This is a genomic window from Streptomyces pacificus (assembly GCF_011766325.1).
Classification (GTDB): Bacteria; Actinomycetota; Actinomycetes; order Streptomycetales; family Streptomycetaceae; genus Streptomyces; species Streptomyces pacificus.
This window is the reverse complement of the sequence record NZ_BLLG01000001.1, coordinates 449,271-462,364: the sequence shown is the minus strand read 5'-3', so window position 1 is coordinate 462,364 and position 13,094 is coordinate 449,271. Positions and strand designations below refer to the sequence as shown.

The 13,094-nt window shown below is 71.8% G+C and carries 12 protein-coding genes and 1 pseudogene; 4 read left to right on the top strand and 9 right to left on the bottom strand.

Annotated features, from left to right (window positions below):
- Nucleotides 1-215 precede the first annotated feature (215 nt).
- The 4 genes from dusB to SCWH03_RS01885 all read right to left on the bottom strand — a co-directional run bounded on the left by dusB (nt 216) and on the right by SCWH03_RS01885 (nt 3,904).
- Nucleotides 216-1,361 (bottom strand): tRNA dihydrouridine synthase DusB, encoded by a 1,146-nt coding sequence (gene dusB / locus SCWH03_RS01900; RefSeq protein WP_173260900.1) that lies wholly within the window; start codon nt 1,359-1,361, stop codon nt 216-218.
- A 200-nt stretch (nt 1,362-1,561) separates the two neighbouring features.
- On the bottom strand, nt 1,562-1,807 hold the full coding sequence (locus SCWH03_RS01895) for a DUF6158 family protein (RefSeq protein WP_173260898.1): 246 nt from the start codon (nt 1,805-1,807) through the stop codon (nt 1,562-1,564).
- Between the two features lie 138 nt (nt 1,808-1,945).
- Nucleotides 1,946-2,161: a DUF6243 family protein gene (locus SCWH03_RS01890; protein ID WP_173260897.1), complete on the bottom strand. Its 216-nt coding sequence runs from the start codon at nt 2,159-2,161 to the stop codon at nt 1,946-1,948.
- Nucleotides 2,162-2,521: 360 nt separating this feature from the next.
- Nucleotides 2,522-3,904 (bottom strand): glycine--tRNA ligase, encoded by a 1,383-nt coding sequence (locus SCWH03_RS01885; protein ID WP_173260895.1) that lies wholly within the window; start codon nt 3,902-3,904, stop codon nt 2,522-2,524.
- 456 nt (nt 3,905-4,360) lie between these two features.
- Here SCWH03_RS01885 and SCWH03_RS01880 point away from each other — a divergent pair, with 456 nt between their 5' ends.
- From SCWH03_RS01880 to SCWH03_RS01865, 4 genes are all read left to right on the top strand, one after another.
- Nucleotides 4,361-5,353, top strand: coding sequence for a metal ABC transporter substrate-binding protein (locus tag SCWH03_RS01880; RefSeq protein WP_173260893.1), 993 nt, complete (start codon nt 4,361-4,363; stop codon nt 5,351-5,353).
- Nucleotides 5,354-5,403: 50 nt separating this feature from the next.
- A complete protein-coding gene (locus SCWH03_RS01875; protein WP_173260891.1) occupies nt 5,404-6,174 on the top strand; it encodes a metal ABC transporter ATP-binding protein in 771 nt (256 codons plus the stop codon).
- On the top strand, nt 6,171-7,082 hold the full coding sequence (locus tag SCWH03_RS01870) for a metal ABC transporter permease (RefSeq protein ID WP_173261405.1): 912 nt from the start codon (nt 6,171-6,173) through the stop codon (nt 7,080-7,082). The genes SCWH03_RS01875 and SCWH03_RS01870 overlap by 4 nt, the downstream gene beginning before the upstream one ends.
- A 64-nt stretch (nt 7,083-7,146) precedes the next feature.
- Nucleotides 7,147-7,557, top strand: coding sequence for a Fur family transcriptional regulator (locus SCWH03_RS01865; protein WP_173260889.1), 411 nt, complete (start codon nt 7,147-7,149; stop codon nt 7,555-7,557).
- Nucleotides 7,558-7,795: 238 nt separating this feature from the next.
- On the opposite strand, the gene SCWH03_RS01860 is transcribed toward SCWH03_RS01865, so the two are convergent.
- The 5 genes and pseudogenes from SCWH03_RS01860 to SCWH03_RS01840 form a co-directional block, all read right to left on the bottom strand.
- Nucleotides 7,796-8,635, bottom strand: a complete 840-nt coding sequence (locus SCWH03_RS01860; RefSeq protein WP_173260887.1) for an isoprenyl transferase — start codon at nt 8,633-8,635, stop codon at nt 7,796-7,798.
- 136 nt (nt 8,636-8,771) lie between these two features.
- A pseudogene (gene recO / locus SCWH03_RS01855) lies at nt 8,772-9,515 on the bottom strand (DNA repair protein RecO); the annotation flags it as partial.
- 72 nt (nt 9,516-9,587) lie between these two features.
- Nucleotides 9,588-9,920, bottom strand: a complete 333-nt coding sequence (locus tag SCWH03_RS01850) for an ArsR/SmtB family transcription factor (RefSeq protein ID WP_109293577.1) — start codon at nt 9,918-9,920, stop codon at nt 9,588-9,590.
- Between the two features lie 147 nt (nt 9,921-10,067).
- Complete coding sequence (locus SCWH03_RS01845; RefSeq protein ID WP_173260885.1) at nt 10,068-10,442, bottom strand: hypothetical protein; 375 nt, start codon at nt 10,440-10,442, stop codon at nt 10,068-10,070.
- A gap of 201 nt (nt 10,443-10,643) precedes the next feature.
- The gene (locus tag SCWH03_RS01840) at nt 10,644-12,941 is read right to left on the bottom strand and encodes a tetratricopeptide repeat protein (protein ID WP_254076496.1); all 2,298 of its coding nucleotides are present in this window, start codon (nt 12,939-12,941) and stop codon (nt 10,644-10,646) included.
- Between the last annotated feature and the right edge of the window lie 153 nt (nt 12,942-13,094).

The window sequence follows — 13,094 nt, the reverse complement described above, 5'->3', positions numbered from 1 at the left end:
ATGAGCAGCGTTCAAGGCATTTGAGTTAACCTCTTGAATACGGAAGGGGTGGCACTGCGTGCCACCCCTTCCGAAGTCACAGCAACCCCAGGAGTGCTCATTTGAGCGTAACCTCTATCAGGGGTGGTGAGAATCACGCCGCCGGGACGACCGGATCCCCTCATCCGGACCCGCTCGCACCCGGACCCTGCCGGGCCTCGCCGAGCGCCTCCCGGTCAGCCCCCGGACGTGTCCAGCTCGGCGTCCTCGCCCACACCCGCGCAGTCGTACGGATCCCTCAGCCAGCCGTCCGGGAGCACCACCCGGCCGTTCCCCGACGTACGCCCGCGCGGGCCGTCCGCCCCCGACGGCCACGGCTGCTCCAGGTCCAGCATGCCCAACCCAGCGGTCAGCTCCTCCAGCGACGAGGTGACCGCCAGCTCCCTGCGCATCTGCGACCCGACCGCGAACCCCTTCAGGTACCACGCCACATGCTTACGGAAGTCGATCACGCCACGGGACTCGTCCCCGATCCACTCCCCCAGCAACCGCGCATGGCGCACCATCACCTCCGCGACCTCCCGCAGCGACGGCCGCGCACGCGCCGCCGACCCCTCGAAGGCGCCGACCAGATCGCCGAACAGCCACGGCCGGCCCAGACAGCCGCGCCCCACGACCACCCCGTCGCAACCCGTCTCCCGCATCATCCGCAGCGCGTCGTCCGCCGACCAGATGTCGCCGTTGCCCAGCACCGGGATCTCCGGCACATGCTCCTTCAGCCGGGCGATCGCGCCCCAGTCCGCCGTGCCGCCGTAGTGCTGAGCCGCCGTGCGCCCGTGCAGCGCGATGGCCGTGGCACCCTCCTCGACCGCGATCCGCCCCGCGTCGAGATAGGTGGTGTGACCGTCGTCGATACCCTTGCGCATCTTCATGGTGACCGGCAGGCCCCCGGCGTTCCCGACCGCCTCGCGGAGGATCGCCCGCAGCAGGTTCCGCTTGTACGGAAGCGCCGAGCCGCCGCCCTTGCGCGTCACCTTGGGCACCGGGCAGCCGAAGTTCAGATCGATGTGATCGGCCAGGTCCTCGTCCACGATCATGCGGACGGCCTTGCCGACCGTGACCGGGTCCACCCCGTACAACTGGATCGAACGCGGCCGCTCCGACGCGTCGAAGTGGATGAGCTGCATCGTCTTCTCGTTGCGCTCGACCAGCGCCCTGGTCGTGATCATCTCGCTGACGAACAGCCCCTTGCCCCCGCTGAACTCGCGGCAGAGGGTACGGAACGGCGCATTGGTGATGCCGGCCATGGGTGCGAGCACCACCGGGGGCCGCACGGCATGCGGGCCGATGGACAGCGTCGGGGACGGGGCGAGCGTGGTCATTGCGCCATTGTCGCGCACGGTGGGACACACCATCCATGGCCACCGGACGGGGTGCCGGCGCGGGGCCGCCGGGGCGCATGGGCAAGTGAGGGGTGCGACCGCCGGCGGCGGATCCGGGGCGCGCGCCGCACGGCGGCCGGCCGGCGTGCACCAGCGTCAGGGGCGAGGCCGGGACGGACACCGCTGCCGCGGAGCCCGCCTCAGGCGTCACCGCACGTCCGGGCCCTTGCGCCCTCCCGGGTCCGGCCCTTCGACGTGGCCCGCCGGGGATGGCGGCGGAGGTACTCGGCCTCAAGAGCGCCCATCCGGGAGGTGTGGGTCTCCAGGGCATCGTCGGAGCCGTACAGCAGGGTCTCGTGGCGCGTGCGGTGGATGGCCTCCAGCTCCCTCAGCAGCAGCCCGTCCTCCAGCCGCTCGGGCGGCACTCCGCGGTCCAGCTCCGCCATGTCACACACCTCCGGTAGGTACGCCCCTTCCATCATGGCTCCGGATTCCGCGACCGCATCCGCGAAGCCGCAGGTGCCCGGACCACCGGGTGGTCCGGGCACCTGCGGCGTGAACCGGGCACCCGCGGCGTGCAGGTGTCAGTCCTGTGCGCTGTCCTCGGTCCGGGACGCCTCGCCGCGGGCGTCGCCGGCGGGCCGAGCGCGCTCACGCATCCTGCGCAGGAGTTCCTGCTTCTGCTCGGCGGCCGCCCGGCGGTCTGCCCGGCCCGCCGGGCCGTCGTCCCGCCGGTCGGCTCGGGACAGCCTCCCGCGCTGCCCGCCGACGCCGAGAAGGTTGTTGCGGCTCTTGGCCACGGGGTTCTCCCCTCGTGTGGAAAGTGGTCTGAGGTTCAGCTGGTGGGGACGGGACGCGCCCGCCGCACTCTCACTCGTAGATCAGCACGAAGGAGGACATGCGACGACGGTACCGAGTCCGGCTTGATCGAACACCTGGTTTTCCAGCCCGGCCCGGGGTCATGTCCGCGCCGGCACCGGCCGCCAGCCCCAGCCGGCCGGTGCCGGGCGGTGCCGGGCGGTCGGCACCGGGCCGGCCCGCCTACCGGTGGTCGGCGCCATGGGGCCCGCCTGCGGTGGTCGGCGCCATGGGGCCCGTGTGCGCGAAGCCCCCGGTTCCGGGTCCGGAACCGGGGGCCCCCGCCGTCGCGACGGTGGACGTCAGCAGCCGAGGAGGCGGGTGGCGAGATAGCCCTGGATCTGGTCCAGCGAGACGCGCTCCTGCTTCATGGTGTCGCGCTCGCGGACGGTGACGGCGTTGTCGTCGAGGGTGTCGAAGTCGACGGTGACGCAGTACGGGGTGCCGATCTCGTCCTGGCGGCGGTAGCGGCGGCCGATGGCGCCGGCGTCGTCGAACTCGATGTTCCAGTTCTGCCGGAGGTCGGCGGCGAGGCCCTTGGCCTTCGGGGAGAGCTGGGGGTTGCGGGACAGCGGCAGGACCGCGACCTTCACCGGGGCGAGGCGGTGGTCGAGGCGCAGGACGGTGCGCTTCTCCATGACGCCCTTGGCGTTGGGCGCCTCGTCCTCGTTGTAGCCGTCGAGGAGGAAGGCGAGCATGGTGCGGCCGACGCCGGCGGCGGGCTCGATGACGTACGGCGTCCAGCGCTCGCCGGCTTCCTGGTCGAAGTACGACAGATCGGTGCCGGAGGCCTTGGAGTGGGCGCCGAGGTCGTAGTCCGTGCGGTTGGCGACGCCTTCGAGCTCGCCCCACTCGCTGCCGCCGAAGTGGAAGCGGTACTCGATGTCGGCGGTGCGCTTGGAGTAGTGGGAGAGCTTCTCCTTGGGGTGCTCGTACCAGCGCATGTTCTCCTCACGGAGTCCGAGGCCGGTGTACCAGTTCCAGCGCTGCTCCATCCAGTACTCGTGCCACTGCTCGTCCTCGCCGGGCTTGACGAAGAACTCCATCTCCATCTGCTCGAACTCGCGGGTGCGGAAGATGAAGTTGCCGGGGGTGATCTCGTTGCGGAAGGACTTGCCGAGCTGGGCGATACCGAAGGGCGGCTTGCGGCGGGAGGTCTGCTGGACCTGGGCGAAGTTGGTGAAGATGCCCTGGGCGGTCTCGGGGCGCAGATAGGCGACGGAGCCGGAGTCCTGGGTGGGGCCGAGGTGGGTGGAGAGGAGACCGGAGAACTGCTTGGGCTCGGTGAACTGGCCCTTGGTACCGCAGTGCGGGCAGTTGATGTCGGCCAGGCCGCCGGCGGGGCTGCGGCCGTGCTTCTCCTCGTAGGCCTCTTCGAGGTGGTCGGCGCGGAAGCGCTTGTGGCAGGAGGTGCACTCGGTGAGCGGGTCGGTGAAGGTGGCGACGTGGCCGGAGGCCTCCCAGACCTCGGTCGCCAGGATCACCGACGAGTCGATACCGACGACGTCCTCGCGCGAGGTGACCATGTAGCGCCACCACTGGCGCTTGATGTTCTCCTTGAGCTCGGTGCCCAGCGGTCCGTAGTCCCAGGCGGCGCGCTGGCCACCGTAGATCTCGCTGCTGGGGTAGACGAACCCACGGCGCTTGCTCAGGTTGACGATCGTGTCGATTTTGTCGGCGGCCACGGTGCTCTCTTCATTACGACGACGAAGTGCGAATGCCTCAGATTACCGGCGCCCGTACCCCCTGTATCAAATCGGTTCGCCACCCCGTTCAGGGCAGTGGAGGGGCCCGGGACGCGCCGCTGGATCCGGGGTGCGGTGCCCGTGTCCGCCCCGTCCGATCATGTCCGGTCCCGTCCGGTTCGATGCCGGTCCCGTCCGGTCCCGTCCGGTCCGGTCCAGTGCCGGTCCGGTCCAGTGCCGGTCTGGTGCGGTGCGGGCGCGGAAGGGCATGCGGGCGCGGCCGGCAGGTGGCGGGCGACGGGGTGGCGGGGTGGCGGGGTGGCTCACGATCCGCCGCAGCCACGGGGAGGGCGCGCACGGGCCGCGTCGAGGAGAAGGCGGGGCCGGCGGTCACCGTCTGATCGCGATCGATGATTCAATTGACAATCGTTTCCACATTTGTTGAAAATGACTGTCATGAACGTACGCCGCCGTATATCCACCGCCGCTCTCGCCGGATCGACCGTGCTGGGGCTTGTCACACTCTCGGCCTGCTCGGGCACCTCCTCGGCAGCGGGTGGCGGCGAGGACGGCGGCAAGCTGGACGTGGTCGCGTCGTTCTACCCGATGCAGTACCTGGTCGAGCAGATCGGCGGCGACCACGTCGAGGTCAGGACGCTGACGCAGCCGGGGGTCGAGCCGCACGACCTGGAGTTGCAGCCCCGGCAGGCGTCGCAGCTCCGCCAGGCCGACTACATCCTCTATCTGAAGGGCGTGCAGCCCGCCGTCGACGAGGCGATCGCGCAGTCCGGGGTCGAGCACACCGTCGATGCCGCGACGCTGACGACACTGGAGGACCACGGCACCGACGTCGGTCACGACCACGGCCACGAGGACGAGGAGCATGCGGACGAGGACCAGGCGGGCGGGGAGCACGGCGCCGAGGCAGGTGGCGACCCGCACATATGGCTGGACCCGGTGAAGTACGCGGAGGTCGCCCAGGGCGTCGGGGACTCGCTGGCGAAGGCGGACCCGGACCGTGCCGCGGACTACCGGAAGAACACCGAGACACTGGTCGGCAAGCTGAAGGCGCTGGACACCGAGTTCGCCGACGGCCTGCGGAACACCACCACCAGGACCTTCATCACCGCCCACTCCGCCTTCGGCTACCTGGCCGAGCGGTACGGCCTGGACCAGCACGGCATCGCCGGTATCGGCCCGGAGTCGGAGCCGAGTCCGGCCCGGATCAAGGAGCTCCAGTCGGTCGCCGAGCAGGAGAAGGTGTCCACCGTCTTCTTCGAGACGCTGGCCAGTGACCGCACGGCGAAGGCACTCGCCGCGGACACGGGCCTGCGGACGGACGTCCTGGATCCGCTGGAGGGCATCACGGACAAGTCCAGGGGTGACGACTACCTGGCGGTGATGGAGTCCAACCTCGCCGCGCTGCAGAAGGCGCTCGGCGCCAAGTGACAGCAGCGACCCCCGCCGTATCGGCACGAGGAGCATCGGAGGCGCAACCCGTGGAGCCGACCGCAGATCCCGTCATATCCGTCCGCGGAGCCCGGGCGACACTGGGCTCACGTCCCGTGCTGCGCGGGGTCGACCTCACCGTGGAGCGCGGTGAGGTGGTGGCGCTGCTCGGCGCGAACGGCTCGGGCAAGTCGACGGCGGTGCGCTCGCTGATCGGCCAGGTGCCGCTCACGGCCGGTTCGGTGGCCTTGTTCGGTACGGAACTGCGCCGTTTCCGCGCATGGTCGCGGGTGGGCTATGTGCCGCAGCGCACCACGGCGACGAGCGGGGTGCCGGCGACGGTCCGCGAGGTGGTGGCGTCCGGCCGGCTGTCGCACGCAAGGCTGGGGCTGCTGTCGAAGCGCGACCGTGCGGCGGTAAGGCGGGCGATCGGGATCGTCGGGCTCGCCGACCGGGCCGGGGACCCGGTGGGCGCGCTCTCGGGCGGGCAGCACCAGCGGGTGCTGATCGCCCGGGCGCTGGCCGCCGAGCCGGAACTGCTCGTCATGGACGAGCCGATGGCGGGTGTGGACCTCACCAGTCAGGAGGTGCTCGCCGGGACGTTGCGGGAGCAGGTCGCCGCGGGGGCGACGGTGCTGCTGGTACTCCATGAGCTGGGGCCGCTCGAGCCGCTGATCGACCGGGCGGTGGTGCTGCGGGACGGCTGCGTCGTCCATGACGGACCACCCCCGCGTGCCGTGGGCCAGCATGCGCTGCCCGGTCACGACCACGTACATCCGCATGCGGCCGACGAGCCGCTCCGCACGGGACTGCTGACCTGATCATGGAATTCCTTCAGGACCCCTTCATGCAGCGGGCGCTGCTGGCCGCGTTGCTGGTGGGTGTCACGGCCCCGGCCGTGGGCATTCATCTGGTGCAGCGCCGGCAGGCGCTGATGGGCGACGGCATCGGCCATGTCGCGTTGACCGGTGTCGGCCTCGGCTTCCTCCTGGCCACGAACCCGGTGTGGATGGCGGCGCTGGTCGCGGTGGCCGGTTCGGTGGCGATGGAGCTGATCCGGGCCTACGGGCGGACCCGTGGCGATATCGCGCTGGCCATGCTCTTCTACGGCGGTATGGCGGGCGGTGTGATGCTGATGAACCTCAGCGCCACGGGCTCCAACGCCAATCTGACGTCGTACCTGTTCGGTTCGCTGTCCACCGTCTCGGACGACGACGTCGTCGCGATCTGCCTGCTGGCGGGATTTGTCCTGCTGGTGACGGTGGGGCTGCGGCGGCAGCTGTTCGCGATCAGCCAGGACGAGGAGTTCGCCCGGGTCACAGGCCTGCCGGTGCGGGCCCTGAATCTGCTGGTGGCCGTGACCGCCGCGGTGACGGTGACGGTCGCGATGCGGGTCGTCGGGCTGCTGCTGGTGAGCGCGCTGATGGTGGTGCCGGTGGCGGCGGCACAGCAGGTGACCCGCTCGTTCGCGGTGACGTTCGTGGTGTCGGTGGCGACCGGGGTGGCGGTGACACTGGCCGGCACGGTGACCTCGTACTACCGGGACGTGCCGCCGGGTGCGACGATCGTGCTGCTGGCGATCGCGGTGTTCGTGCTGTTCACGGCGCTGGCGGCGCCGCTGGCGCGGCGGCGGTCGAAGGTGCCCGCTGCTGCTGCGGGGAGCGCGGGCGCGGAGTGCGATGTGGACGTTCCGGCGACCCGGCGCCCGGCGGGTGATGCCGCGGTCTGACCTGGCCCGCGGGCGGGCCTGGCAGAATGGCCGACGAGGAGCGGCGGAACGTAAGGAGGTACCTGTGGCGACGGCTGGACCCCCCGTGCGCGGCCGGTCGACCCGGCAGCGGGCCGCGGTGGCGGCGGCGCTGGACGAGGTGGACGAGTTCCGCAGTGCGCAGGAACTGCACGACATGCTCAAGCACCGCGGCGATTCGGTCGGCCTGACGACGGTCTACCGGACGCTGCAGTCGCTCGCCGATGCCGGCGAGGTCGATGTGCTGCGCACGAGCGAGGGCGAATCGGTGTACCGGCGTTGCGCGTCGGGTGAGCACCACCACCATCTGGTGTGCCGGGTGTGCGGCAAGGCGGTCGAGGTCGAGGGCCCTGCGGTGGAGCAGTGGGCGGAGACCATCGCGACGCAGCACGGCTATGTGAACGTGGCCCACACGGTGGAGATCTTCGGTACCTGTGCGGAGTGCGCGAAGAATTGAGCGTTCGGCCGGTGACCTGAGGTAGCGCGCCCCGGCCCCGGTGGCGGGGGCGCGCGAGACGCTGTGTCCGGGGCCCGTAGCGGCCGGCGGTTCTGAGGAATCGTCGGCGCTACGGGCCCTGCGCCGTCCGGTGCCTGTCGTGGGGCTCCTCATGAAGCTCGTTCACGGGGCTCGTCGCGGGGTGTGCCGGTGCGGGCGGCGGTGTCCGTGCGGTCTTCCCGCCGCGCGTGTGCGGGGTCTACCTCTTGTCGAGTTCCTTCTCGATGCGGGCGAGTTCCTCATTGGGGACGGCGCCCCCGAAGCGGCGGTCGCGCTGGGCGTACTCCAGGCACGCACGCCACAGGTCGCGGCGGTCGAAGTCGGGCCACAGCACGTCCTGGAAGACCATCTCGGCGTAACTGCTCTGCCAGATGAGGTAGTTGGAGGTGCGCTGCTCGCCGCTCGGCCGGAGGAAGAGGTCGACGTCCGGCATGTCGGGGTAGTACAGGTACTTCTGCAGCGTCTTCTCGCTGACCTTGGAGGGGTCGAGTCGGCCGGCGGCCACGTCCTCGGCGATCTTCTTCGCGGCGTCGGCGATCTCGGCGCGCCCGCCGTAGTTGACGCAGAAGTAGAGCGTCATGGCGTCGTTGGCCCTGGTCTGCTCCTGGGCGACCTGGAGTTCCTGGACGACGGACTTCCACATCTTGGGCATGCGGCCGACCCAGCGGATACGGATGCCGAGTGCGTCCATCTCGTCGCGGCGGCGGCGGATGACGTCCCGGTTGAAGTTCATCAGGAAGCGCACCTCCTCCGGGGAGCGCTTCCAGTTCTCGGTGGAGAAGGCGTACAGGGAGAGGTTCCTGACGCCCATCTCCAGACAGCCCTTGAGTACGTCGAGCACGACGCCCTCGCCGACCTTGTGGCCCTCGGTGCGCGGCAGACCGCGCTCCCTGGCCCAGCGCCCGTTGCCGTCCATGACGACGGCGACGTGCTTCGGCACGAGGTCGGCGGGGAGCCTCGGGGGGAGCGCCCCGGACGGGTGCGGCTCGGGGACCTTGTACTCGCGGCGGGATCGTCCCAGGATTCCGCTTCGTGCCATGGGGGTCACACTCACTTCATCTCGGCGTGCTTGTCGGCATGTTCGTCGGCATGTTCGTGGGCATGCTTGTCGGCATGCTGTCGGGGTAGGCGCCGGGGCGCTTGTCGGGGTGCCCGCCTGCGTGCTTCCCGGAGTGCTTCTCCACGTACCGCAGCGAGCGCAGGCCGCGTTCCAGGTGCCAGTGCAGATAGGCGGACACCAGTGCGCTGCCTTCCCTGACGTGGCGCGCCTCGCACGCCTCCGCGGTGTCCCAGTCCCCGGTCAGCAGCGCACCGAGCAGGCCGATCGCCTCGGCGGAGGGTACGACGCTGCCGGGGACGCGGCAGTCGCCGCAGACGACGCCGCCCCCGGCGGCGGAGAAGAACCGGTTCGGCCCGGGCATCCCGCAGCGCGCGCAGTGGGAGAACGACGGAGCGTAGCCGTTGACGGCAAGGGAGCGCAGCAGGAACGCGTCGAGGACGAGGTGCGGCGGGTGCTCTCCGCGGGCGAGGGTGCGCAGCCCGCCGACCAGCAGCAGATACTGCTGGACGGACGGCTCGCCCTCGTGGTCGGTGAAGCGTTCCGCGGTCTCCAGCATGGCGGTGCCCGAGGTGTAGCGGGCGTAGTCGGTGACGATGCCGCTGCCGTACGGGGCGATGGTCTCGCACTGGGTGCACAGCGGCAGGCCGCGGCCGACCAGGTCACTGCCGCGGGCGAAGAACTGCACGTCGACGTGTGAGAACGGTTCGAGGCGGGCGCCGAACTTCGACTTGGTGCGGCGCACTCCGCGGGCGACGGCGCGAACCCGCCCGTGCCCGCGGGTGAGGATCGTGATGATGCGGTCCGCCTCGCCCAGCTTCTGGGTGCGCAGCACGATGCCGTCGTCGCGGAACAGGGTCATGGGGCCATTGTCCCGCACCGGCCGGGCGGTACCGGGGCGGGTCCGGTGGGCCGCCGCCCCGGCCGGCCCGTCTCATACGTCGGCCTGGCGGAGTTCCTCCAGGAGTTCGTTCTGGCCCACGAGGAGTTCGGTGAGGATCCGGCGCGCCGCGCGCAGCAGTTCCGCGACGTCGCCACCGGCGAGGGCGTAGCTGACGGTCGAGCCGTCGCGTATCGACACCACGATGCCGGAGCGGCGCAGCACGGCCAGTTGCTGGGAGAGGTTGGACGGTTCGACCTCGATGGCCGTGAGCAGGTCGCGCACTGGGACCGGACCGTTCTGCAGAAGCTCCAGCACCCTGATGCGGACGGGGTGCCCGAGCATGCGGAAGAACTCCGCCTTGGCCTGGTACAGCGGTACCTGCATGTGATCGCTCCTGGTGAATCGACGATTACGGGCCGATCCTCCCGCCTCCGGGCGCCCCCCTCCCAGAGGGTTCAGCCCATCGGGATCTCGCGAATTGCAGATTTCTTCAATTCGTGGGCAGCCGGAGACGAGAAGATCGTCAGGGCGCTACAGCTCGAGGTCGGCTTCGATGCGCTTGAGCTGGTGGCGGGCCATGGCGAGGTTGGCGTTGCCCTTGTCGAGGACCAGGTACAGGAAGAGGCCGTTGCCTCCGCGGCCCTTCAGCAGCCTTATGAGGTGGTACTGGGTGCCGAGGGTGATCAGGATGTCGTCGATGTCGTCGGTGAGTCCGAGGTGCTCCATGGTGCGGGTCTTGGCACGGATCACGTCCGTGTTGCCGGCCGCGGCCACCGCCAGGTCGAGGTCCTTGCCGCCGCCCAGGGTTCCCAGAGCCATCCCGCTGGTGTAGTCCACGAGCGCCACCCCCAGCGCCCCCTCGATCGATGTCATGGACTCTTTCAGGGAAGTCTCCACGTTGGCCATCGCTGCGCTCACTCCTCATCAGTGCATACGGTCGGATGCCGGTGCACGGACGGACTGACCGCGCGGCCGACAGGTGACGCGAACGCTACCCAGGGTGAGAGGGCCGTGGAGAGGAGTTGGCGGAACATGCCATCATCAGGCCGAAAACGAACCCCGGCCCGCGAGGTGAGCCGGCGGGTGAGCGGAACGCATCCGCCCTGCTCAGACCCCGAGCTTGCGCCGGACCTCGGCCTCGCGGACATGATCACCCAGCAGTCGGTGGGCGTCGGCGGCCCTGCGGTACTCCACGCCGGCCCCCGACGGGTCCCCCTGCAGCAGCAGGCTGTCGCCCACCGCCTCGGCGGACGACGCGACCCCGGCGCCGAGACCGGCGTGTTCGAAGGCGGCCAGCGCCGCGCGGTGCAGTTCCACTCCCGCGCCGTGGGCGCCGCGCCGCTCTTCCAGGCGCCCCAGCTCGCTCAGCGCCCTGCCCTCCCCCGCCGACTGGCCTTCCCGGCGGTAGAGCGCGAGAGCGGCACGCAGATGGCGCTCACCGGGCACGAGACCACCGGCCTGGGCGTAGGCCGTGCCGAGTCGGCGCCGGGTGTCGGCGAGCGCCACCGGGTCGCCGCCGCGGTGGCGGGCGAGCAGAGGCAGCGCCCGCTCCAGGCAGTCGATGGCCTCGTCGGGGCGGCGCCTGTCCAGGTGGAGCGCGCCGAGGCGGAGCAGGGCCTCCGCCTCGGCCTCGGTGTCACCCGCCTCCCGGCAGTCCTGCGCGGCGGTGTTCAGCTCCCGCAGGGCCTCCTCATAGCGGCCCGCGTCGTGCAGGACCACCCCCAGCAGCCGCCGGGTGGTGGCCTGCCCGGTGCGCACGGCGGCGTGCGGGCCGAGGCCCGCCGCCATGCGCAGATGGTCCACGGCCTGGTCGAGCCGTCCTTCTTCCGCGTACGCGGAGCCGAGGCCGCGCAGTGCCTGCTCCGCCCAGCCCTGCTCTCCTGAGCGGCGGGCCGCTTCGAGCACGGCGGTCCACATGGCGGCGCGTGGGTCCTGCCCCGGCCGGCCGGCCAGCCAGGGGTCGGCGGCGACGGCGAGCGCACGGGCGTGGCCGGGCAGTCCTTCACGGACGGCCGCGCGGACGAGGCGGGGGACGGCGAGCTGCTCTGCGGCGCCCCAGACACGGCTGCCCTGGGCACGGCTGCCCTGAGCACGGCTGCGCTGGGCGGCGGCGTCCTCGGTGCAGGCCGCCAGGATCCGTGCGAATGCCGCCCGCCGGTCGGCGGGTGCCGTTTCGTGGTCGAGGCGCTCCGCGGCGAGCATACGGACCAGGTCGTGCAGCCGGTACGCCTCGGGGCCGACCGGTCGGCCGAGTTGGGCGTCGGCGAGGCGCTGGAGGCCGCTCCGTGCCTCGGCGGGGTCGAGGTCCGCGACGGCGGCGGCGATCCGCACGGTGACGCGGCCCGCCGGGCAGGCGCCGAGCGCGCGCAGCAGGGCCCGGTCGGCCGCGCCGAATGCCGCGTAGGCGGTTTCGAAGGCGGCGCGGACGGCGAGGTGGTCCATGCGCAGATGGTGCAGACGGTCGCGTTCGGCGGTGAGGCGGGCCGCCAGGGCCGGCAGCCGTCCGGCCGGCTGGGAGCGCGACACGCCCGCCGCGGCGCGGACGGCGAGCGGCAGCAGCCCGCAGGTACGGACGGCGGTCCGCGCGTGGTCGGTGTCGGCGGAGCCGGCCGCGGCCCCGCCGACGGCGGCGAGGAGGGCGAGCGCATCGGCTTCGGTGAGCGGGCCGAGGGGGACGGGCGCGGCCTCGGGCAGGTTCCGGAGCGCGTCGCGGCTGGTGATGAGGGCCAGGCAGTGCTCACCCGCCGGCAGCAGGGCGCGGGCCTGCGTGGCGTCCGCCGCATCGTCCAGGAGCAGCAGGATCCGCCGGCCCGCTGTACGGCCGCGAAAGCGGGCAGTCAGGTCGGCGACCGTGCCCGACCGCTCCTCGCCGGGGGCGCCGAGGGCGGCGAGGAATCCGGACAACACGGCGGCGGGCGGCGGCGGTTCGCCGTGACCGCCGCCGAGTTCGGCGTACAGCCGCCCGTCGGGGAACAGCGGCCCGAGTTCATGGGCGAGGCGGACGGCGAGCGCGGACTTCCCGGTGCCCGGCGCACCGGTCACGGCGATGGCGCGGTGGCCGGCCCGGACCAGGCGCAGGAGCGCTTCGGTCTCGGCGGTCCGGCCGGTGAAGTGGTCCACGGGGGGTGGGAGTTCACTCGGTTCCGGCGGGGAGGGAGCGGTGGCCGGGGTGGGCGCCGCGGGGCCGGCGGCCGGGACCGGCGGCACCCCGCGGGGCCGCCGGCCCCGGGCCAGGCGCACCGCGGCGCCCGCGGCCGCTGCTGCCGCGAGCGGCCAGAGGAAGGACGCCGGCGGGTCGAGGAGCGGGGAGGGAGCGGACGTGCCGCAGGCAGCCGCGTGCAGGGCGAGCGCGAGGGGAACCGGCAGCAGCGCCGATCCCGTGACCAGCACGGCAGTCGCACGCATGCGCAGCACGCCTCCCCCGTCCCGGTTCCCTCTCCCCTGCGGCCGGCGCCCTGGTCCGTGCCCACGCCGCACCTGTGGGTGACATTCTGGCCCCTGCGACGTCCGACGCGCCCGCTCGGGACGGGGATTTCGGGGCTCAGCGCACGAAAAGGC

Coding starts and splice junctions, on each gene's coding strand:
- dusB (WP_173260900.1), bottom strand. CDS start 1,361: ATGACCACGCTCGCCCCGTCCCCGACGCTGTCCATCGGCCCGCATGCC.
- SCWH03_RS01895 (WP_173260898.1), bottom strand. CDS start 1,807: ATGGCGGAGCTGGACCGCGGAGTGCCGCCCGAGCGGCTGGAGGACGGG.
- SCWH03_RS01880 (WP_173260893.1), top strand. CDS start 4,361: ATGAACGTACGCCGCCGTATATCCACCGCCGCTCTCGCCGGATCGACC.
- SCWH03_RS01860 (WP_173260887.1), bottom strand. CDS start 8,635: ATGGCACGAAGCGGAATCCTGGGACGATCCCGCCGCGAGTACAAGGTC.
- SCWH03_RS01850 (WP_109293577.1), bottom strand. CDS start 9,920: ATGCAGGTACCGCTGTACCAGGCCAAGGCGGAGTTCTTCCGCATGCTC.
- SCWH03_RS01845 (WP_173260885.1), bottom strand. CDS start 10,442: ATGGCCAACGTGGAGACTTCCCTGAAAGAGTCCATGACATCGATCGAG.
- SCWH03_RS01840 (WP_254076496.1), bottom strand. CDS start 12,941: ATGCGTGCGACTGCCGTGCTGGTCACGGGATCGGCGCTGCTGCCGGTT.